The sequence below is a fragment of the Prevotella sp. ne3005 genome (assembly GCF_900110085.1).
Lineage (GTDB): Bacteria > Bacteroidota > Bacteroidia > Bacteroidales > Bacteroidaceae > Prevotella.
The window spans coordinates 347,181-368,609 of record NZ_FOCK01000003.1 but is presented as its reverse complement, the minus strand read 5'-3'; the positions used below and the strand labels follow the sequence as shown (position 1 = coordinate 368,609).

The following is a 21,429-nucleotide window of genomic DNA, read 5'->3' as shown; positions in this document are numbered from 1 at the left end:
GAACAGAGCATAAGACATGAGAAAAAAGTTATTAACGGCACTGCTCACCCTGGTGTGTTCGGGTGCCTTTGCCATTGAGACCGTACCCATCAAGGGTAGTATCATCAGTCCTTCGGACAAGTTCATCCAATACACAGGGCGTATCAGCTTTACCAATCCTGAACGACCCGCCTGGAACTACCCTGGTATTCAGATAGTTGCCTCGTTCGAGGGCACCTCGTTGCGTATGATAGCCAAACCCCGTAGTGGTTATTTTGTGGCTCAGATCGACCAGGCAGAACCTTTCAAGGTGGCTTTTCGTGGGGAGCGCGACTCTGTGGTGACTCTTGCCACAGCACTTCCTAATGGTGTGCATACGGTCAGACTGATGTATGCCATCGAGGGCTATGAGTTCTTCCCAGAGTTTTGGGGCTTTGTGCTCGACAAGGGCAAAAAGCTGGTGGAGACGCCAGCCCTCCCCTCCAGAAAGATCGAATTCATCGGCAATTCCATTACCTGTGGTTATGGCAACGAGGGATTGAAGAAGGAGGAAGGTTTCGATTATGCTACCGAGAATCACTATTATTCTTACGCATCCATTACATCCCGCAACCTCAACGCCCAGCACTGGGTGGTGGCTCGCAGTGGTATCGGGGCCTATCGCAACTACGGTGAGGCTAAGACAGGGTCACCCCGTTCATGCATGCCCGTCCAGTATGAATATACGGGTTATGCTTGGGATCTGAAGCTGCGCGAGGAGGCCACTTTCCTCAGAGAGAAATGGGACTTCAGTCGCTATCAGCCCGATGTCATCTGCATCAACCTCGGCACCAACGATACTTCAACAAACAACTATGACCTGGATCTCCTGAAACAGGGCTATCAGAAGCTCCTGAAGCAGGTGCGCGACCATAATCCGAAGGCGAAGATTGTCTTTCTGACGGGTACTATGCTCTACAATAAAGAGTTGCGGGAGGTCAAGCAACTGCTCGACGAGGTGACTGCTGAGGCTCATAAAGCAGGTGACAAAGAGGTCTATCGCTTCGATATGGCACCCATTTCTGGTGAGGAGTTCTATGGTAACGATTATCACCCCAACGTCTACGAAGACGAAAAGATGGCTGTCGAGCTGACTGCCTACCTTCGTTCTCTGATGAATTGGTTCTAACGTGCAGAGGGGTGACCTTGTCGTTAGCCGCAATGGAAATACTGATTGACGAGTTTTTGGATCTCCTCAGGGTAGTTCTCGATATTTTTGCGGAGCGTCTTGTCATCGAAGTCCTGCAATTGGGCGATGATGCCGTCGATCATAGCAGGCGAGAACACACCATGCTCCTCAAACACCTGGCGCTGACGATTGAGGCACTCGGCTGAAGCCACACAAGAGTCCGGCAACTGAGCCAGCGTAGCCAGACGATCGGCATTCTCTGCAGCGTGGATGTTCACGTTGACATAGGTCTTCTCTGCCACCTCAAGGGCATCCTCCATCTCGAAACCATGACGGCAGGCGACACAAAGACCTGCCAGCAACTGATAGAGATCGGCAGAGCCGTCAGGTGAGCGCATCTCAACGGTCTGTTTGATGCTCGTATCGTAGTTGGTCTGTGGCTCCAGCGGATTGGCAGCACGACACATATCCACATCAGCAGCCCAGCCAAGGGGCACTCGCACTAGTACACTGCGATTTCTGTCGCCCCAGCACACATTGGTGGGAGCCTCCTGATGGGGCACCAGACGGAAATAGCTGGTGGGATTCTTGTTGCCAAAGGCTGTGATAGCTGGTGCAAGGTCCATCATACCAGCAATCATCTTCCGGGCAGCCTCTGAGAGCACACCGTTGGAGAGCATCTGATTCTTACCATCCTTGAGTATACGCATGTGGATATGCAGACCAGAACCTGCTTTGCCAGTGGTGATCTTTGGCGCAAAGGTGATGTTGTAGCCTTGTTGATAGCCAAGGTTGCGGATGATCCACTTGGCCAGCATCAACTGATCGGCAGCCTGTTCTACAGGTACAGGCAGGAACTCGATCTCATTCTGCTCGTAGTTCTTGCCGTTGAGCGAGAAGTTGCCCACCTCCGAATGGCCGTATTTGATCTTTCCGCCTGCCTGGGCAATATACTGCATGCAACGAGTACGGAACTCATTGGCTTTGGCGTAGGGAGCCGACTCGTGATAGCCGCGCTGATCCTGAGCAGGGAAATTCTCTTCGTCGTCGCTGATCACATAATACTCCAGCTCACCCATTGCCTGAAACTCCATGCCTGTAACCTCTGTGAAGGCTACAGCTGCCTTATGGAGCGTGTGCTCTGGCGAAGACTCCAGGGGATGACCATCCTTGTCGAAATAAGAACAGAGCATCGTAATAGTAGGAATCTCTGCAAACGGGTCGACGAAGGCTGTGCGGAAACGAGGCAGTACATAAAGGTCGCTCGAACCAGCCTGGATAAATGAGAAGAGACTGCTGCCATCCACGCGCTCGCCACAAGTCAATATGGTGTCGAGGTAATCGAAGTCGTTGATGACAAAGTTGAGTGTCTTCAACTTGCCATCGCCGCCTGGATACATGAAGTTCACCATGCGGATCTCGTTAGACACGATGTAGTTGATGATGTCGGCTTTGGTAAAAGATGCAGCCGGTTTCTGAAGGAATGTCACAATCGGATTGGCATTCAGAACAGTGTTTTCTTGGGTCATAATTACTTTATAGTTTGAAGTTTGCTATATTTTATTGCCAAAAGAGTTTTATCCTAATCGTTGGCGGATGTCTTCGAGGATGGCGAGGAGGTCGGACATCGTCTCGGCACGGAGCATGGCGATGCGGGTCTGACGGAAATCGGGGATACCCTTGAAGATGGGAGTAGCAGCGAGGTGTCGACGGGTGTGGAGAATGCCTCGCTTCTCGTCGATGCGCTCCACATTGATGCGCAGCAGTTCTTCGAGGATGTCTAATTTCTCGTTGAAATCGAGACTTTCGCGACTGAAGATCCAAGGACAGCCAAAGGTGGCGCGTCCGATCATCACGGCATCTACGCCATAGGTGTCGAAGGCTTGATCTGCCTCGTCGAGTGAGTGGATGTCACCATTTCCTATAATAGGAATATGTACGCGAGGGTTGCGCTTGACTTCGCCAATCAGCGTCCAGTCGGCATTACCTGTGTACATCTGACTACGGGTGCGCCCATGAATGGTCAGGGCCTGGATGCCGCAGTCCTGCAACTGCTCTGCCAACGAGGTGATGATCAGTTGTTCGTGGTTCCAGCCTAAGCGGGTCTTTACGGTGACGGGCAGTTTTACGGCATCCACCACTTTCTGCGTAATCTCCAGCATCTTGGGGATGTTTTGCAACATACCTGCACCAGCCCCTTTACCTGCCACCTTCTTCACGGGGCAGCCGAAGTTCAGGTCAATCACATCGGGGCCTGCCTGTTCTACAATCTTGGCTGCCTCGACCATCGCCTCTATATCGCGACCATAGATCTGGATACCCACGGGGCGCTCCGTATCACTGATGGTCAACTTGGAGATGGTCGACTTTACATCGCGTATCAGGGCCTCGGCACTTACAAACTCCGTGTACACCATGGCTGCTCCGAACCGCTTACACAGCAGTCGGAAACCAATGTCTGTCACATCCTCCATAGGCGCCAGAAACACAGGTCTTTCACCGAATTCTACGTTTCCTATCTTCATTTCGCCTGCAAAGTTACGAAAAGTCGAGAGCAGAACAAAAGATTTTAATCTTTTTTATGCCGAGACGGAGTAAGTTCGCCATCTCTTTGATGGCAAAATTATAAATAATCTGTGAATTATTTGGTTGTTTTGACAAAAACCATTACCTTTGCAACAAGTTTAACGTTAAAGATGACACTATGGAGCAACTCCTTCATTATGTGTGGAAGCACAAATTATTCCCGCTAAGGGAACTTGAGACGAGCGACGGCCAGGCCGTCGAAGTGATTGACCCGGGTCTGCATAACCGAAATGCAGGGCCAGACTTCTTCAATGCGAAGGTCAGGATTGGTACCACGCTGTGGGTGGGAAACGTGGAGATCCACGACAAGTCGTCGGACTGGTATCTCCATGGTCATGACAAGGATCGTAATTATGACAATGTGATTCTCCACGTAGCAGGCGTCATCGATGCGGAGGTGATGAACACCAATGGCGAGTTTATCCGTCAGATGCAGCTCGACGTGCCTGAAACCGTCAGAGTGCACTATGACGAGTTGCTGAAGACAGACAGCTACCCACCTTGTTATAAGGTGATTCCAGAACTGACGCGCCTGATGGTGCATGCCTGGATGGCTGCCCTGCAGACGGAGCGCTTAGAACAGAAGACTGAGGCCATCCGCCATCGGGTGGAGCAGTGTGGTGGTTCGTGGGAGGATGCCTATTTCGTGACGCTGGCCCGTAACTACGGCTTTGGCATCAATAACGACGCTTTTGAACAATGGGCACAAAACCTGCCATTGGCTGCAGTGGCACATCATCGTGACGACCTTTTCCAGATTGAGGCCATCTTCATGGGGCAGGCTGGACTGTTGGAATTGGAGGCAATACCTGAGTACTACCAGAAGGAAGCGCTCAATGAGGGGTATTTCGCCAAACTGCGTAATGAGTACCTCTATCTGGCCCATAAGTTCTCGATGAAACCGATAGATTACAAGCTTTGGCGCTTTCTCAGACTACGTCCGCAGAACTTCCCGCATATCCGCATCTCACAACTGGCCAACCTCTACTACCAACAGAAGGCTGGTCTCAGCCAACTGGTGGAGTGCGATTCCATCGAGGAGTTGAAGCATTTGCTGTCATCGCATGTCACCCCCTATTGGGAGACGCACTATACCTTTGGCTCCACGAGTTCGAAGAGCGAGAAGCACTTGACCTATGGCTCGGTGAACCTCTTGATGATCAATACGGCGATACCTATGCTCTTCGCCTACGGGCGACACCGTTCGAAGGAAGTGCTCTGTGATCGGGCCTTCGACCTACTGGAACAGTTGAAGGCAGAAAACAACTATATCATCCGGATGTGGCAGCAGGTGGGACTCCCCGTTGAGACGGCAGGTGACTCGCAGGCGCTCATCCAACTAAAAAAGGAGTATTGCGACAAGCGTGAATGTCTCCGCTGTCGCTTTGGTTACGAATATCTTAAACGCAAATAACTATGGAACAGGAATTATTCTATGTGATGGCATTGACGCGCCTGACGAACTTTAATTATCAGCAGGCGTTGGAATTGTATAAAACGGTGGGCAATGCACAGCTGTTGTATGAACATCGGAACGAGATTGGCGACATTGTCAAAGAGGCCTCGCCTACGCTGATGCAGGCCCTTCAGAATTGGGATGATGCGATGAAACGGGCGGATTTTGAGCTCCACTATATGCAAGAGCACAGTATCCGAGGACTGGTATTGGGCGATGACGACTATCCTCAGCGGCTCTGCGAATGTCCCGATGCCCCGCTCGTACTCTATTATAAAGGCAATTGCGACCTGAACCAGACGAAGATAGTGAGTATCGTGGGAACGAGACAGATGACAGTCTATGGACAAGACCTGATACGCCATTTCGTCCGCGACCTGAAACGCCATTGCTCCAATGTGTTGATAGTCAGTGGCTTGGCTTATGGTGTGGATATCTATGCCCATCGTGAGGCCTTGGCCAATGGTTATGAGACTGTGGGGGTGTTGGCCCATGGACTGGACCAAATCTATCCCTACCGTCATCATGAGACGGCAGCCGAAATGGTGAATCATGGCGGTCTGTTGACTGAGTTTATGACGCAGACGAATGCCGACAAGCCTAACTTCGTGCGCCGTAACCGTATTGTGGCTGGTATGGCAGACGCAACCGTTCTTGTGGAAAGTGCCGCTAAGGGTGGCGGGCTGATAACCTGTGAGATTGCCCAAAACTATGACCGCAGTGTCTTTGCCTTTCCAGGGAATGTGGGATCAGAGTTTTCAAAGGGCTGTAATAACATGATTCGCGACAATGTGGCTGGACTCATCTCCAATGCCAATGACTTCGTGGTGGCGATGGGTTGGCAGGATGAGGCTCTCAGAAAGCAGGCTATGGCCGATGGAATCGAACGAAATCTTTTTCCAGACCTCTCTCCAGAGGAGCAGAAGGTGGTCAGTCTGTTGCAACAGACCAACAACCTGCAGCTGAATATCCTGAGCGTGAAGACTGGTATTCCCATCGGACAATTGACTGCCCTGCTCTTCCAACTAGAGATGAAAGGAGTGGTGAAACCCTTGGCTGGAGGAACCTATCACCTCCTGTCCTAAGCAAAGGAGACTAGTCCGATGTAAAGTCTAGGTTTACTCCGACTAAAGTCCAAGTTTACTCCGAGTAAAGTCCGACTTTACCACGTAATCTCTTCAACGTAGGAAAGATTACTTCCGACAGGAGTGCTTGCTATTCGGCGTCGGCGTGGATGCTTTCGGCCATGAGGCGGTAGATCTGGCGGGTACGCTCGTCAGAGATGAGGGCCAGTTGGCGATTCATCACCTCGACATCATAGCGGACCATGGGACCCGTCTGGGCATCACGAGGCGACATTCCTGACACTTTTTTGGCCGTTTCATCGATTAATGGGAGATAGAGCCTCCAGTCAATATCTTCTTCCTGAAGCACGCGTTCTGCCAAGCGATAGCAATGGTTCGTCAGGTTGCAGGCGAAGACGGCAGCCAAGTGGAGTTTCTTGCGCTTCTCGGAATCACAGTCTACCACATGGTCTGAGATGCTTTCTGCGAGAGGACGAATAATCGATAAATCCTCATCGCTGGAGGCTTCGATGAAACAAGGGATTGGGTGGAAATCAACCTTCCGGCTTTTGGAGAAGGTTTGCATGGGATAGAGCACACCATAATGATTGGCTTTCCCCTTGAAGATATCCATCGGTACACTACCAGCCGTATGCACAAACAGGGCATGAGGGCATTGGTGACAGATAGAATCAGCTATCAGACTAATGGCATCATCTTTTACAGACAGCATGTAAATATCAGCCTTTTTGTCGATTTCATCGAGATTCGTCGTGTGATTACAGCCCAGTCTGACTGCCAGCTCCTTGGCATGCTCCTCTGTACGACTATAGACTTGGATGATTTCCTCGCCTGCTGCTTTCAGGGCGAGGGAGAGGTGTGTGGCCAGATTCCCTGAACCAATAATTACGATTTTCATTCCTGATGGGTTGCGTTGAAAAGTCCTTTGAAGAGTAAGAATTCGTCGATTGTGATCTGGTGTGTGCAATGGGGGACGATGGTATTGGCCATCCCTCCAGTGGCGATGATATGAACATCGCCTGAGAGTGTGGGGAGAATCTTATCGATGAGTCCGTCGATCATCGTGGAGGTTCCATAGAGGATACCACTCTGCATACACTCGAGCGTGTTGCGACCGATGAAATGGGCAGGTTTTTCGATGGTGATAGAAGAGAGTTGTGAGGCACGGGTGCTGAGGGCACTGAGAGCGGTTTTAACGCCAGGGATAATCATACCGCCCAGAAAATGGGCGTTTTCATCGATGACGCCCAGCGTGGTGGCTGTGCCAAAGTCGATGATGATGGCAGGCACACCATAGCACTTGGCGGCTCCGATAGCATCAGCCAGGCGGTCTTTACCTAACTGAGATGGCGACTCCACATCGATGGTGATAGTACCCTCAGCATCGGCAATCGAGAAGAAGTGGGGGGTGATGCCCGTCAGGTCGAAAACAGCTTGCGAGATGTCATCATTCACCTCAGGTACGACCGATGAAATGGTAATCTTTTCAATGTTGTCAGTCTCAACACCGTATTTGCGGAAGCCTTGGCGAAGTTCGTAGCGGAAGAAACTGGCCGTCTCTTCCTTCTTGGTCTTGAATCGCCATGTAGCTGTGATGTCACCCTTACTATCTGCCAGAGCGATGACAACGGTGGAATTGCCGATATCTATCAGAATGTGCATGTTAGGAAAGAGTTGCGATGAAATCAAGGATCTTGTCGGCTGTTTCTTCTTTAGAGCACAAAGGTAGCTCGGTTACCGTCTCGTTGGTGATGAGCGTCACCTTATTGGTATCGACGGCAAAACCTGTCTGGCCACCAGCGATAGAGTTGGCGCAAATCAAGTCTGCGTGTTTCTTAAGGAGCTTGGCACGCGAGTTTTCAATCAAATTCTCCGTTTCCATCGAGAATCCGACCAATGTCTGGTTGGCAGACTTATGCTCGCCAAGCCAACCTAGGATGTCTTGAGTGCGAGTAAGCTGGATGGCCATCTCGTCATCGTGTTTCTTCACTTTTTGGTCAGAATAGACGGCGGGGGTATAGTCGGCCACAGCGCTGCACATAATCACCACATCGGCCTTGCTGCTACGGCTTGTAACAGCCTGGAACATATCCTGGGCACTAACCACTGGCACCACATCCACACCCTCGAAAGGCCTGATGTTGACTGGCCCGGAAACCAGCGTCGCCTCAGCGCCACGCAGTCGGGCCATCTTGGCTATGGCGTAGCCCATCTTGCCAGAAGAGTGGTTGGTGATATATCGTACAGGGTCGATAGCCTCTTGTGTAGGACCAGCTGTAATCAGGAATCGCTTGCCCTTCAGGTCGTGTTCCTTGGCCAAAAACGTCAGGATGTGTTCAACTATCACCTCCTCGGAGTTCATTTTACCAGTACCCGTATCACCGCAGGCCAGACGTCCGATGATGGGATCGATGATATGATAGCCGTAGCCCTTAAGCTTCAGCAGATTATCCTGCAGGATGGGGTTCTCCCACATACCGGTATTCATGGCTGGCGCAATCAGCTTGGGTGCCTTGGTGGCCAGCATGGTGGTGGTGAGCATGTCGTCGCAGATGCCGTGAGCCAGTTTACCAATCACGTTAGCTGTACAAGGAGCCACTACAAACAGGTCGCCACGCTTGGCCAGTGATACATGTTTGACATCAAAAGAAAAGTTGCGGTCGAAGGTGTCGACGATGCACTTGTTGTTCGTCAGCGTTTCAAACGTCATCGGGGTGATGAAGTGTGTGGCGTTGTGGGTCATGATGACATGCACATCGGCATTCAGCTTCACCAGCATCGAGGCCAGGTTGGCACTCTTATAGGCAGCAATGCCGCCCGTAACGCCCAGTACGATGGTCTTTCCTGTAAGCATCTTACTATTCAATATTAACTACTGCTCTTTTAACAGTCCATGTTTCTCGTAATTGGCTTTGCGGACAATCTGATTGTTGTCGTCGACAAAGATGACGGTCGGCTTGTGGGCTTTGGCCTCCTCAGGTGTCATCTGGGCATAGGCCATGATGATAACCTTGTCGCCCACGTTGACGCATTTGGCTGCAGCACCGTTCAGGCAGATGATACCAGACCCTTCCTCGCCAGCAATGGCATAGGTCTCGAAGCGACTGCCGTTGTCGATGTCTGCGATTTCTACCTTCTCATATTCCAGGATGCCCGACTCGCGCAGCAGTCTGGAGTCGATGGTGATGCTACCCACATAGTCGAGGTCTGCCTGCTTTACCACAGCACGATGAATCTTTGCCTTCAGCAGAGTGATGTTCATACCTTATTATATATTAACGATGAAATTGTCGATCAGTCGGGTCTTGCCAATATAGACGGCGATGGCTACCAACACCTCACCCTCAATCTTTGCGGTACGCTGGATATTCTCGAAATCTACCACTTCCACGTAGTCGATACGCGCCATCGGTTCTGTCTCGAGATTCTCCTTGATAATCTGAATCACAGCCTGCGAGTCGCGCTCACCAGCCTCGATAGCCTCCTTACCTTTCTTCAGACTCTTTGAGAGAATCAGGGCTGCCTGACGTTCTACAGGATTCAGATAGGTGTTACGGCTTGACTTGGCCAGTCCGTCGTCCTCGCGAACAATGGGGCAGGGCACAATCTCGATGGGGAAGTTCAGGTCTCGGACGAAACGCTTCACTGTAGCCAACTGCTGGGCATCCTTCTGTCCGAAGTAGGCGCGGTCGGGGCCTACGATATTAAAGAGCTTGCCTACCACCGTACAGACACCGCGAAAATGGATGGGACGCACAGCGCCACAGAGAAGCTCGGTGGTCTCTGTCGTGTCGATAAACGACGTAAAGTGACCAGGGTACATCTCGGCGGGCTCTGGGTTGAAAATCAAGTCGCCCCCAGCTTCCTCAACGGCTTTTATGTCGTGGTTCAGGTCGCGTGGATAAGCCTCCAGATCCTCGTTGGGACCAAACTGAATGGGGTTTACGAATACAGATACCACCGTACGGTCGTTCTGGCTTGCCGATTTACGAATCAGGCTTTGGTGTCCTTCATGCAGGAATCCCATCGTAGGCACCAGTCCTACAGAAAGACCCTCTTTTCTCCATGCTGAAACAATGTCTCTAACCTCCTTTACTGTCTTAACTACTTTCATGTCTTTATCCTAATATGCTAATTCTGGTTGAAAAAGTTCTTCTAAAACCTCCTCTTTGATGGAGTAGGTTCTGCTATTTTCAGGGAAAGTGCGAAGTTCACAATCCTGTTTGTATTCCTTGAATGCCTGTAACATGATGCTGTGCAGGTTGGCGTATTGCTTCACGAACTTGGGTATAAAGCCGTCGTTATAGCCCAGCATATCCTGATAGACCAACACCTGACCGTCGCAATATTTTCCTGCACCGATACCGATGGTTAGTGCACTTGTCTGTTCGGTAATCATCTTGGCCAGAGCCTCGGGCACGCATTCCAGGGTGATGGCAAAAGCACCAGCCTCTTCTACAGCCTTGGCATCAGCCAGAAGCTTTTGTGCCTGTTCCAGCGACTTGCCCTGTACTCTATATCCTCCCATGGCATTCACTGATTGGGGAGTCAGTCCGATGTGGGCCACAACAGGGATACCTGCTTCTACAATGGCCTTGATACGGTCGGCATATTCCACGCCACCTTCCAGTTTTACTGCCTGACAGTTGGTCTCCTTCATGATTCGCCCTGCATTGCGTACAGCATCTTCGACGGAAGTCTGGTAGGACATGAACGGCATGTCGATGACCACAAAGGCCTGTTTGGCTCCACGACAGACGGCCTTGCCGTGATGAATCATGTCTTCCACTGTGACAGCCAGCGTGTTTTCATACCCCAGCATCACATTTCCTAAAGAGTCGCCTACTAAGATCATGTCGATGCCAGCCTCGTCGATGGTGCAGGCTGTGTGATAGTCATAAGCAGTCAGCATACTTACGGGGAGAGAACCCTTACGGTCCAATAAATCAAAAATAGTTTTTCTCATATCCTGAAATAGATTTTAATGCTTTCTTTGCGGGTGCAAAAGTAGGACTTTATTTTAAAATGTACAAATATTATGCGTCTTTTTGGTTATTTTGTGTTGAATTTCATGAGATTATGATGAAAAAGCAGTATCTTTGCAGCGTTTTAATTCGAATTAATTATGAAAATAGCTTTAATCGGCTACGGAAAGATGGGTAAGATGATTGAGCAGATTGCCCTTGACCGTGGTCATGAGATTGTGAGTATTATTGACATTGACAACCAGCAGGACTTCGATTCTCCTGAGTTCGCATCTGCAGATGTCGCCATTGAGTTTACTGCCCCTCAGGCTGCCTATGGCAATTATCTGAAGGCCTGGAAGGCTGGTGTAAAGGTGGTGAGTGGTTCTACAGGTTGGATGAAAGAGCATGGCGACGAGGTGCGTCAGGCATGCTCGGAGGATGGCAAGACGCTCTTCTGGGCATCAAACTTCTCTATCGGTGTAGCCATCTTCTCAGCCGTAAACCGTTATCTGGCCAAGATCATGAATCAGTTCCCACAGTATGACGTGGAGATGGAAGAGACGCATCATGTGCACAAGCTCGACCATCCTTCAGGCACTGCTATCACCCTGGCAGAAGAGATTGTGGAGAATATCGACCGCAAGGAGGATTGGAAGGAGGATACGACTGACAAGAAGTATCTGCGTGTAGACCATATCCGTCGTGGTGAGGTGCCAGGCATTCATACCATCCGCTATGACTCGGATGCCGACTTGATTACCATCACCCATGATGCCCATTCGCGTAGGGGTTTTGCTTTAGGAGCCGTCTTAGCCGCTGAGTATACCAAGGATCATCAGGGGCTGTTGACAATCTCGGATATGTTTAAATTCTAAAATATTGCACTAAAGAGGTTAATTCTTCAGATCTGACGCAACTTACATCTCATGATGAAGCGTCAAAGAAACGTGATTAATCAGAAATTCAGAAAGAATGGAGAAAAAGAAAGAATTCAATCCCAAAGTGCAGTGGGCCAAGTTCATTGCTGTACTGGTGCTCTATCTGCTCTTCCTCTATTGGGTCAAGAGCTGGTGGGGACTGCTGGTAGTACCTTTTATTTTTGATATCTACATTACGAAGAAGATCAAGTGGCAATGGTGGAAGGAGGCCGAGAAACCTGTGAAGTTCGTTATGTCGTGGGTGGATGCCCTGGTGTTCGCACTTGTGGCTGTCTACTTCATCAACCAGTTCTTCTTCCAGAATTACGTCATTCCATCGAGTTCTTTGGAGAAATCCTTGCTGACAGGTGACTATCTCTTCGTATCGAAAGTAAGCTATGGTCCCCGTATCCCACAGACTCCGTTGACGATGCCGCTGACCCAGCACACCCTTCCCGTGGTGGAGTGTAAGAGCTATATTGAGTGGCCCCATTGGGACTATCGCCGTGTAAAGGGGCTCGGAAAGGTGGAACTGAATGACATCGTGGTATTTAATTTCCCCGCTGGTGATACGCTCTGTGCTGCGCCGCAGTATCAGGCGTTCGACTATTATCAGATGTGCTATGGCATTGGCTATCAGCTCTATCCGAACAGACCTAATCCAGACTCCCTGACGGCTGATATGCGCTTGAAATACTTTGATGCCATCTATGAGGCTGGTCGTCAGGCCATCCTGCAGAATCAGACAGAGTATGGTGAGATCATCACCCGTCCTGCCGACCGTCGTGAGAATTATGTGAAGCGCTGTGTGGGTTTGCCAGGACAAACATTGCAAATCAAAGACCGTATCGTTTATCTCGATGGAAAGGCTAACAAGGAACCCGAGAACGTGCAATACACCTATCATGTGAAGCTGAAGCAGGCCATCCCAGAGGAGATGATGGAGGATCTGGGTATTTCGATGGAGGATCTGACGAGTCTGAACACGTCTGGTTATATGCCATTGACCAATAGGGCTGTCAAGGTATTGAAAGCCCATCCTGATATTGTGGAGAGCATCACGCTGAATACGGAAGCCAACGACTTGGAGATTTATCCCCTTAACGGCAATAAGCATTGGACGCGCGACAACTATGGCCCTGTCTGGATACCGAAAAAAGGCGAATCCATCGAACTGACACTGGATAATATCGCCATCTACGAGCGTCCGATTAAGGTGTATGAGGCCAATGACCTGCAGATTCGCGATGGCAAGATCTTCATCAATGGCCAAGAGGCGAAGTCGTACACCTTTAAGATGGACTATTATTGGATGCAAGGCGACAATCGTCACAACTCTGCAGACTCCCGTTACTGGGGGTTTGTGCCCGAGGATCATATTGTGGGTAAGCCTATCTTCATCTGGTGGTCGAGCGATCCGGACCGCCGTGGTATCAATGGTGTCCGTTGGAGTAGGTTAGGACGAATCGTCGATAACATCAAGTGATGCACGTTCTGCTTAGTACAACCTATTTCGGCCCGATACAGTGGTACCAGAAACTGTATCGGGCCGAACATGTGGAAATAGAGCAATGGGAGAGTTTCCAAAAGCAGACCTACCGTAATCGCTGTCTTATTGCTACAGCCAATGGTGTTCAGGCTCTTACCGTTCCTGTGGAGCATGGGGATTCTCCGTTGATCAAGGATATCCGGCTGAGTGACCATGGCAACTGGCGTCATCTGCATTGGAATGCCTTGCAGTCGGCCTATGGTGAGTCGCCGTTCTTTGAATATTACCAAGATGATATCCGTCCTTTCTTCGAGAGACATTGGACCTTTTTGCTCGATTTCAACGAGGAAATCCGCCAGAAAATGTGCGAACTAATAGACATCCAGCCCAATGTCTCTTATACCGAAGGGTTTATCCCTGAAGAGTCTCCTCTCATTTCATATCGTACAGCGATTTCCCCCAAGCATCCTCAGGACGACCCAGACTTTCAGCCAAAGCGATATTATCAGGTTTATGATCAGAAACATGGTTTCTTACCTAATCTATCTATTCTCGACCTCCTCTTCAACATGGGACCTGAAAGTATTTTCCTGCTTTGAGATTCTTTCTTTTCAGAATTAATGCTTATCTTTGCACCGTCAAAATTCTAAAACAATGATGAGAAGATTCTTGCTAACTATTATCAGTGTCTTGTGCTTATCGGCCTTTGCCCAGACACAGCATTTCTATACATCTGATCAGTTGTCGAGTAATCAGATAACGGCCATCTGCCAGGATAGGACAGGTTATATTTGGGTAGGCACGGAGTATGGCCTTAACAAATACGACGGTTATCGGTTTAAAAACTATCTGTACGATAAGAATAATCCGGCCTCCATCAATAGCAACAACGTGGTATCGCTGTTCGTTGACAGCAAGGGTACGCTATGGGCAGGATGTGGAGCAGGAATCTGCTATTATAATAGCGCTAACGATGAGTTTGAGAGACTCCAATTCCCGAATAAGCGTCCCGTTCGTGTGAATGATATGCTCCAGGAAGATGATAATCATCTGCTGCTGGGTACGGCAGGCTATGGTTTGTTCCGCATAGACCTGAATACCCTGAGGATAGACTCTGTGCATAACTATGCCAATCCTGATGACAATGACTATTTTAGTCATATTCTTGTCGATGAAAAGGGCAATTTCTGGAAAGCAGGTTCTACGCCCGTTGTCTCAATCAGACTAAATAATAGCCGACACACGATCCAGACGTTGGAGTCGCCCTTCGGTACTGTAACTGATTTTATCAATTACGAAGGGGGAGTTCTCATGGTGTGCAGGAAAGGGCTGGCCTACTATCGGGATGGCAGGTTGCAGACCGATTTTATAGATACCAGCATTCTGAACAGTGAGAATATGCAGTTGCGTAGTGCGCTGCTCGACACTGCGGGTAATCTGTTTATTGGAACGTTGGGACAGGGACTTTGCTGGGTGCCAAAGGGAACCAGGCGACTGTTGCGATATGATTATTCCAATGGTTCTTTCGATCTGAATACATCGAACGTATGGGCACTCTTTGAGGATAATCAGGATAACCTCTGGGTGGGTTGTCTGAGGCGCGGCTTATTATTGCTGCCCCAGCATGAGCCTCAGTTTACCACATGGGGATTCTCGGCTCAGAACGTCAGTATAGGCGGTTCGGTGACTTCGGTTTGTCAGGGAGATAACGGCATGACATGGTGCGCTGTGCAGAACAATGGTATCTATGGCTTCGACGCCAATGGCAGAATCGTCAGTCATCCAGCCTCCCCGTCCAATACCTATTCCATCTACCGCGACAAACAGGGACAATACTGGATAGGATCCAGCAAGGGCCTCTATTCCTATAACCCGTTGACGGGAGTTTCAAAGAAAGAGGTGGACTTCGACAGCGATTATATCAACGTGATGGTCGATGACGGAAAAGGACACCTCTATTTCTCGACCTATTCGAAGGGCTTTTGTTCTTATGACGTGAATACCAAGGAGATGCGTAACTTTAACATGAATCAAATTAATGAAGAGAAGGGACGCATACACAACAACTGGGTCATGTCGATGTTGATTGACAGCAAGGGCAAGGTATGGTTAGGTACTTCGTCAAACCTGTGCTGTTACGACCCTGAGAACAACACGTTCAGGCCTTATGGCTGGGAGGTGTTGTTGGAGGGAAAGGGCGTGACTTCGCTCTATGAAGACGGAAACCATCGTATTTTGGCAGGAACAGATACGGGGCTCTTGCTCTATGATAGCAAGAAAGCCGACTTCGTGCCCTATCCCGGTGCTGAGCCCTTGGTTGGCAAGGTGATCAGTGGCATCGTACAGGATGGCTTTGGCGACTTGTGGTGTAGCACCTCCATGGGAATTTGGCAGTATCAGGCCGATAAGCGCAGATTTATTGCCCATGTCTATGGCAATGGTCTGACATCGAGAGAGTATGTCACTGGCATTGCCCTTATGAAAGCAGGCGGTGCTATCTGCTTTGGTATCAGTGATGGCATTACTTCGTTCCTGCCGGCTGCCCTTAGAAACAGCAAGCCCCATCAGAATACCATTCATCTGACCAGTTTCCTTCTGGGTGCCATCCCTGTGAACTGTAAGACGCTCTCTGACGAAAAGCCCATCATCACAAAGGCTTTGGAGGAAAACGACCGCTTTCAGCTGTCGTATCTCGACAACTTCTTTACTATGGAATTCTCGCTTCTAAACTACTCAAATGCGGAGAATGTGGTCTATGAGTATCGGTTGAATGGCAGCAAGGAGTGGACACAGACCATGGCAGGACGAAACCGTATACCCTTCACTCACCTCCAGCCAGGAGCTTATGTCATAGAGGTAAGGGCTTATGACAATGGTACATATACAGAGCCGCAGGTCTATCGTATTATCATCCGCGCACCCTGGTATCGTTCCTCGTGGGCGTACCTTATATATATATTAGGAGCCTTGTTGATCAGCGGTTTCCTTTTGTCGACTTATATCCGTCGACGTAAGCAGGAATTAGATGAGGAGAAGATGAAGTTCTTGATTAACGCAACCCATGACATCCGTTCTCCGCTGACACTGATTATGAGTCCTCTTCACAAACTGCTGAAACGTGATCTCGACAGTGATGTGAAGTCGGATTTGAAGACCATCGAGCACAATGCCCGGCGCGTGCAGAACCTTGTCAATCAGATTCTCGACATCCGTAAACTTGATAAACAGCAGATGAAGCTGCAATGTCAGGAGACGGATATGGTGCAGTATGTGGGTAACATTCTGAAGTCGTATGAGTATACGGCCAAGGAACGAGGCATGAAATTCAGTTATAAGCCGCAAGTAGACCAGTTGAAGGTGTGGCTCGACCGTACCTCACTTGATAAGGTGGTAGACAACCTGCTCTCCAATGCCTTCAAATATACCTACGATGGAGGTGAGATTGAGGTGCGTGTCGGCGAGGGCCCCCATCATACAGCCGAGTTGCAGGTCATCGACAACGGCATGGGTATTAAGGGGGATGTACACCGCATCTTCGACCGATTCTATCAGGGTAGTAGTTCCCGTTCATTACATATTGAGGGAACGGGTATTGGCCTGAATCTTTGTAAGATGATGGTAGAGATGCACCATGGTACCATCGAGGCAGCCAACCGTGAGGATACACAGGGTAGTATCTTTACCGTGCGCCTGCCCTTGGGTAATGGTCACTTGACAGCAGAAGAGATCATGGTACAGCCTGAAAAGGCGGTACGTCCCAAGGCACAGTCGAACTATTGGGTACTGATTGTCGACGACGATGCGGAGATAGGCCATTACATCACTCAGGAGCTTGGCTCGTATTATCATATAACCTCTGTTACCAGCGCCCGTGAGGCCATGCGTGAGTTGCTGGGTGCCGATCCCGAGAAGCAGTACGACCTCGTGGTCAGCGACGTGATGATGCCCGAGATGGATGGCTTCACTTTCCTCCGAATGGTAAAGACGAACATGCACCTAAGTCATATCCCCATGGTGATGCTGACATCGAAGAGTGATGTGGCCAACCGTTTGGAAGGACTGGAGAAAGGCGCCGATGCTTTCCTCGCGAAGCCCTTCGACATGGATGAGCTACATGTAGTCATCAACAACCTTATCAGCAAGAACCTGCGCTTGAAAGGAAAATTCTCCGGCGTCCAACAGCAGAAAGACAAAGTGGTGGAGACCCAAGTGAAGGGTAATGACGAGGCTTTGATGGAACGTATCATGAAGGCGGTTAATCAACATTTGGATGACAGTGATTTCAATGTGGAGATGTTGACGAAAGAGGTGGGCATCAGCCGTGCTCAGTTGCATCGAAAGATGAAAGAAATGACGGGTCTGCCCGTCAGCGAGTTCATCCGAAACATCCGTCTGGAGCAGGCCGTGCGACTATTGGAGGAGCAAAAGATCAATGTAACGCAGGTGGCTTATACTGTTGGCTTTAGTAATTTGGCACACTTCTCAACGGTCTTCCGCAAGCAATTTGGGGTCTCTCCGAGCGAGTATGTAGAGCAAAAAGCCCTAAAAACTGACGGTTGAAACAAATATGAAATGAAACGAAACATACGTGGAAGCCATGAAACGAAAATCTGCCTACCTTTGCGGCAGATTTTTTTATAAATTTAATTTATTATTAACTAACAAAACCAAACGTATGAGTTTCAAAGCAAAGAAAACAGCCTTATTTGTAGGATTGTGCTTCTTGGGCATGATCACTGCACAGCAGGCTTCGGCGGCTACAGAATCAGTAGCTTCCGTTCAGCAAACGAAGCAGGCAACTGGTCAGGTTTCAGACTCTCAGGGTCCGCTGATTGGTGCCACGGTCATGGAAAAGGGTACCAATAACGGTACTGTTACCGACTTCGACGGTAACTTCTCTCTTAATGTGAAGCCGGGCGCTACGCTCGTCATCTCTTATGTCGGCTATGTATCGCAGGAGATCAAGGCCGGCGACAACGTGCGTGTGAACCTTAAAGAAGACGGACACGTGGTGAACGAGGTGGTGGTTATCGGTTATGGTACCCAGCGTCGTGAGGCCGTTACCGGTTCAGTAGCCAACATCGGTGGTGAGAAGCTGAACCAGATTGCAGCTACCAACGCCGCCCAGGCTCTGCAGGGTCGTGTAGCCGGTGTGCTGATGACACAGACTTCTACCAAGCCTGGTGCTGAGATGCAGATTCGTATCCGTGGTCAGCGCTCACTGACTGCTTCTAACGATCCGCTGATCGTGCTCGATGGTATCCCCTTCATGGGACAGCTTTCCGATATCAACCCTGCCGACATCAAGTCGATGGATATCCTAAAGGATGCCTCTGCCACCGCCATCTATGGTTCTCGCGGTGCCAATGGTGTGATTATCATCACAACTGTTAAGGGTAGCCAGGGTACTCCTGCCAAGGTAACCTATAATGGTTATGTCAGCTTCAAGAAGATTTTCAAGAAATATCCCATGATGGATGGTCCTACCTTCTCTAAGATGCGTCAGTATGCCGGTAAGTACCAGAACTCACTCGACGAGAGCGACAATACCAATACCGACTGGCAGGATCTGTACTACCAGACAGGTGTGAGCCACAACCACGATGTGAGTGTTGCCGGTGGTACCAATGGCGGTAGCTATAGCTTCGGTGCTGGTTACTATCACGATGAGTCTGTTATCCCTACTGAGGGTTACGACCGTGTGTCTGTTCGTGGTAACTTCGATCAGCAGGTTGGCAAGTGGTTCCGTTTCGGTCTGAGCACTAACAACAGCTATCGTAAGACTCAGGGTGTAAACAATATCTATGCAGTATTGTGCGCATCTCCTCTGTCAAGCCCATACGATGAGAATGGCAACCTGAAACGTTATAATGCTTTGCCTGCAGACGATCAGGTGGTCGTTACCAAGGAGACTGTTGAACGCGACAAGGACGTATGGCTGAGTGAGAACAAGGGTATTGGTTCTTATAATACCTTGTTCGGCGAAGTGAAGTGTCCATGGGTTGAGGGTCTGAGCTACCGCATCAACATCGGTCTGAACTTCCGTTCTTCTAAGCAGGGCAGCTTCACTGGTACAGGTATTAATAATAAGGATGCCAACGCCGTGAACGGTGGTTCTATTTATGAGAACCAGACCCGTAACTGGGCTGTTGAGAACCTGCTCACCTATGATCACGCATTTGGCAAACATAATCTGAATCTGGTTGCTATGTACTCTGCTGAGCAAACAACATACGAGCAGACAGGTGCTTCTGCACAGGATATTCCTGCTGACTACTTCCAGTACTATGCACTCGACAAGGCCACAGGTCAGTCAAACCTCACTGGCTATAACTATTGGCAGAGTGGTCTGATCTCCTGGATGGGTCGTGCCATGTACTCTTACGATAATAAGTATATGCTCTCTGTAGCTGTCCGTTCAGATGCTTCTTCACGTCTGGCCGATGGTCACAAGTGGCATACTTATCCCGCTGTATCTGCTGGTTGGAACATCGCCCGTGAGAGTTTCATGGAGAATCTGACCTGGATTGACAATCTGAAGCTGCGTGTTGGTTATGGTGAGACCTCTAACCAGGCTATCAACCCCTATTCGACACTTGGTGGCTTGGCTATCCGCAACTATAACTTCGGCAATGGCACCAACTACAAGGCTGGTTACTACGTAAACTCACTGCCTAACCCCGAACTCGGCTGGGAGTATTCCAAGACCTGGAACTTCGGTCTCGATTTCTCTCTGTTCAATGGCCGCCTCTCTGGATCATTCGAGTACTATATTCAGAAGACCAACGACATCCTGCTCAACGTGAAACTGCCTGACACCTCTGGTGTAAGTGGCTTCACCGGCAACATCGGTAAGACAGAGAACAAGGGTTGGGAGTTCACTTTGAATGGTATCATCATTGACAACAAGAATGGTTGGAATTGGGAAGCTGGCATCAACCTCTATGCAAACCGCAACAAGTTGGTAGAGCTGGCTTCTGGTGAGAAGCGTGATGAGGGTAACCTCTGGTTCGTTGACTATCCAATTGACGTGATTTACGACCATGAGTATGTAGGTCTCTGGCAGGAAGGCGATCCCTATCTGGATATTCTTGAGCCGGGTGGAAACGTAGGTATGATTAAGGTTAAGTATCGTGGCGATGCATCTAAGGGCGACTTCAAAGAAGACGGTGTAACACCAAGCCGTCAGATTGGTCCTGAGGACCGTCAGATCATGAGCATGGAGCCCGACCTGATTGGTGGCTTCAACACGACAGTTGGTTACAAGGGCTTCGACCTGACTGTTATCGGTGCCTTCCAGATTGGTGGTAAGCTGATTTCTGCCATCCACTCTTCTAACGGTTACCTGAACATGCTGACCGGTCGTCGTAACAATATGGACGTAGACTACTGGACAGAGCAGAACACTGGTGCCAAGTACCCGAAACCCGGTGGTATCCAGAGTGGTGATAACCCCAAGTACGGTTCTACCCTGGGTTACTTCAATGCCGGCTATCTGAAGGTTCGTGCCATTACCCTCGGTTACAACTTCGACAGTCTGAAGGCTGTGAAGGACTTCGGCATCAGCCGCCTGCGCCTCTATGCAACGGTTCAGAATCCGTTCGTGCTCTTCTCTCCGTTTAACAATGAGAGCGGACTTGATCCTGAGACCAACTCTTGGTCTAACGAGAATACGGCTGTTGGATACTCCTTTGGTAGTCACAGAATGCCGATCGTTGGTTACAACACACCTTCTACCCGCAATTTCATCTTCGGTCTTAACGTGACCTTCTAAAGATAAGA

At 49.6% G+C, this 21,429-nt stretch carries 16 protein-coding genes; 8 read left to right on the top strand and 8 right to left on the bottom strand.

Features of this window, described 5'->3' with window-relative positions; genetic code table 11:
* Positions 1-16: 16 nt before the first annotated feature.
* Entirely contained in the window at positions 17-1,147 is a 1,131-nt protein-coding gene (locus BMY16_RS06300; protein WP_091840971.1) for an SGNH/GDSL hydrolase family protein, read from the top strand.
* A gap of 23 nt (positions 1,148-1,170) precedes the next feature.
* On the opposite strand, the gene BMY16_RS06295 is transcribed toward BMY16_RS06300, so the two are convergent.
* Together BMY16_RS06295 and dusB are read right to left on the bottom strand one after the other, a co-directional pair.
* Positions 1,171-2,676 (bottom strand): glutamine synthetase family protein, encoded by a 1,506-nt coding sequence (locus BMY16_RS06295; protein ID WP_091840970.1) that lies wholly within the window; start codon positions 2,674-2,676, stop codon positions 1,171-1,173.
* A 48-nt stretch (positions 2,677-2,724) separates the two neighbouring features.
* On the bottom strand, positions 2,725-3,672 hold the full coding sequence (gene dusB / locus BMY16_RS06290) for a tRNA dihydrouridine synthase DusB (RefSeq protein ID WP_091840968.1): 948 nt from the start codon (positions 3,670-3,672) through the stop codon (positions 2,725-2,727).
* Positions 3,673-3,851: 179 nt separating this feature from the next.
* Between dusB and BMY16_RS06285 the strand changes: the two genes are divergently transcribed.
* Both BMY16_RS06285 and dprA read left to right on the top strand, forming a co-directional pair.
* Entirely contained in the window at positions 3,852-5,147 is a 1,296-nt protein-coding gene (locus tag BMY16_RS06285) for a DUF2851 family protein (protein WP_091840967.1), read from the top strand.
* Positions 5,148-5,149: 2 nt separating this feature from the next.
* Entirely contained in the window at positions 5,150-6,274 is a 1,125-nt protein-coding gene (gene dprA, locus BMY16_RS06280; RefSeq protein ID WP_091840965.1) for a DNA-processing protein DprA, read from the top strand.
* A gap of 130 nt (positions 6,275-6,404) precedes the next feature.
* On the opposite strand, the gene BMY16_RS06275 is transcribed toward dprA, so the two are convergent.
* Genes BMY16_RS06275 through panB form a run of 6 tightly spaced genes read right to left on the bottom strand, consistent with a single transcriptional unit; the run spans position 6,405 to position 11,240 of the window.
* The gene (locus BMY16_RS06275) at positions 6,405-7,172 is read right to left on the bottom strand and encodes a Rossmann-like and DUF2520 domain-containing protein (protein WP_091840964.1); all 768 of its coding nucleotides are present in this window, start codon (positions 7,170-7,172) and stop codon (positions 6,405-6,407) included.
* On the bottom strand, positions 7,169-7,936 hold the full coding sequence (locus BMY16_RS06270) for a type III pantothenate kinase (RefSeq protein WP_091840962.1): 768 nt from the start codon (positions 7,934-7,936) through the stop codon (positions 7,169-7,171). The genes BMY16_RS06275 and BMY16_RS06270 overlap by 4 nt, the downstream gene beginning before the upstream one ends.
* A gap of 1 nt (position 7,937) precedes the next feature.
* A complete protein-coding gene (gene coaBC / locus BMY16_RS06265; protein WP_091840961.1) occupies positions 7,938-9,128 on the bottom strand; it encodes a bifunctional phosphopantothenoylcysteine decarboxylase/phosphopantothenate--cysteine ligase CoaBC in 1,191 nt (396 codons plus the stop codon).
* An 18-nt stretch (positions 9,129-9,146) separates the two neighbouring features.
* On the bottom strand, positions 9,147-9,536 hold the full coding sequence (panD, locus tag BMY16_RS06260; protein ID WP_091840959.1) for an aspartate 1-decarboxylase: 390 nt from the start codon (positions 9,534-9,536) through the stop codon (positions 9,147-9,149).
* A gap of 6 nt (positions 9,537-9,542) precedes the next feature.
* Positions 9,543-10,388 (bottom strand): pantoate--beta-alanine ligase, encoded by an 846-nt coding sequence (panC, locus tag BMY16_RS06255; RefSeq protein ID WP_091840958.1) that lies wholly within the window; start codon positions 10,386-10,388, stop codon positions 9,543-9,545.
* A gap of 9 nt (positions 10,389-10,397) precedes the next feature.
* A complete protein-coding gene (gene panB, locus BMY16_RS06250) occupies positions 10,398-11,240 on the bottom strand; it encodes a 3-methyl-2-oxobutanoate hydroxymethyltransferase (RefSeq protein WP_091840956.1) in 843 nt (280 codons plus the stop codon).
* Between the two features lie 159 nt (positions 11,241-11,399).
* Here panB and dapB point away from each other — a divergent pair, with 159 nt between their 5' ends.
* The 5 genes from dapB to BMY16_RS06225 all read left to right on the top strand — a co-directional run bounded on the left by dapB (position 11,400) and on the right by BMY16_RS06225 (position 21,421).
* Positions 11,400-12,116 carry a 4-hydroxy-tetrahydrodipicolinate reductase gene (gene dapB, locus BMY16_RS06245; protein WP_091840954.1) on the top strand — a complete coding sequence of 239 codons (717 nt, stop codon included), beginning with the start codon at positions 11,400-11,402 and terminating at the stop codon, positions 12,114-12,116.
* A 97-nt stretch (positions 12,117-12,213) separates the two neighbouring features.
* Positions 12,214-13,644, top strand: coding sequence for a signal peptidase I (gene lepB, locus BMY16_RS06240; RefSeq protein WP_091840953.1), 1,431 nt, complete (start codon positions 12,214-12,216; stop codon positions 13,642-13,644).
* Positions 13,644-14,246, top strand: coding sequence for a WbqC family protein (locus BMY16_RS06235; protein ID WP_091840951.1), 603 nt, complete (start codon positions 13,644-13,646; stop codon positions 14,244-14,246). The genes lepB and BMY16_RS06235 overlap by 1 nt, the downstream gene beginning before the upstream one ends.
* A gap of 55 nt (positions 14,247-14,301) precedes the next feature.
* Positions 14,302-18,207: a hybrid sensor histidine kinase/response regulator transcription factor gene (locus tag BMY16_RS06230; RefSeq protein WP_091840949.1), complete on the top strand. Its 3,906-nt coding sequence runs from the start codon at positions 14,302-14,304 to the stop codon at positions 18,205-18,207.
* Positions 18,208-18,376: 169 nt separating this feature from the next.
* Positions 18,377-21,421 (top strand): SusC/RagA family TonB-linked outer membrane protein, encoded by a 3,045-nt coding sequence (locus tag BMY16_RS06225; protein WP_411267773.1) that lies wholly within the window; start codon positions 18,377-18,379, stop codon positions 21,419-21,421.
* Positions 21,422-21,429 lie beyond the last annotated feature (8 nt).

Coding starts and splice junctions, on each gene's coding strand:
- BMY16_RS06300 (WP_091840971.1), top strand. CDS start 17: ATGAGAAAAAAGTTATTAACGGCACTGCTCACCCTGGTGTGTTCGGGT.
- BMY16_RS06295 (WP_091840970.1), bottom strand. CDS start 2,676: ATGACCCAAGAAAACACTGTTCTGAATGCCAATCCGATTGTGACATTC.
- dusB (WP_091840968.1), bottom strand. CDS start 3,672: ATGAAGATAGGAAACGTAGAATTCGGTGAAAGACCTGTGTTTCTGGCG.
- BMY16_RS06285 (WP_091840967.1), top strand. CDS start 3,852: ATGGAGCAACTCCTTCATTATGTGTGGAAGCACAAATTATTCCCGCTA.
- dprA (WP_091840965.1), top strand. CDS start 5,150: ATGGAACAGGAATTATTCTATGTGATGGCATTGACGCGCCTGACGAAC.
- BMY16_RS06275 (WP_091840964.1), bottom strand. CDS start 7,172: ATGAAAATCGTAATTATTGGTTCAGGGAATCTGGCCACACACCTCTCC.
- BMY16_RS06270 (WP_091840962.1), bottom strand. CDS start 7,936: ATGCACATTCTGATAGATATCGGCAATTCCACCGTTGTCATCGCTCTG.
- coaBC (WP_091840961.1), bottom strand. CDS start 9,128: ATGCTTACAGGAAAGACCATCGTACTGGGCGTTACGGGCGGCATTGCT.
- panD (WP_091840959.1), bottom strand. CDS start 9,536: ATGAACATCACTCTGCTGAAGGCAAAGATTCATCGTGCTGTGGTAAAG.
- panC (WP_091840958.1), bottom strand. CDS start 10,388: ATGAAAGTAGTTAAGACAGTAAAGGAGGTTAGAGACATTGTTTCAGCA.
- panB (WP_091840956.1), bottom strand. CDS start 11,240: ATGAGAAAAACTATTTTTGATTTATTGGACCGTAAGGGTTCTCTCCCC.
- dapB (WP_091840954.1), top strand. CDS start 11,400: ATGAAAATAGCTTTAATCGGCTACGGAAAGATGGGTAAGATGATTGAG.
- lepB (WP_091840953.1), top strand. CDS start 12,214: ATGGAGAAAAAGAAAGAATTCAATCCCAAAGTGCAGTGGGCCAAGTTC.
- BMY16_RS06235 (WP_091840951.1), top strand. CDS start 13,644: ATGCACGTTCTGCTTAGTACAACCTATTTCGGCCCGATACAGTGGTAC.
- BMY16_RS06230 (WP_091840949.1), top strand. CDS start 14,302: ATGATGAGAAGATTCTTGCTAACTATTATCAGTGTCTTGTGCTTATCG.
- BMY16_RS06225 (WP_411267773.1), top strand. CDS start 18,377: ATGATCACTGCACAGCAGGCTTCGGCGGCTACAGAATCAGTAGCTTCC.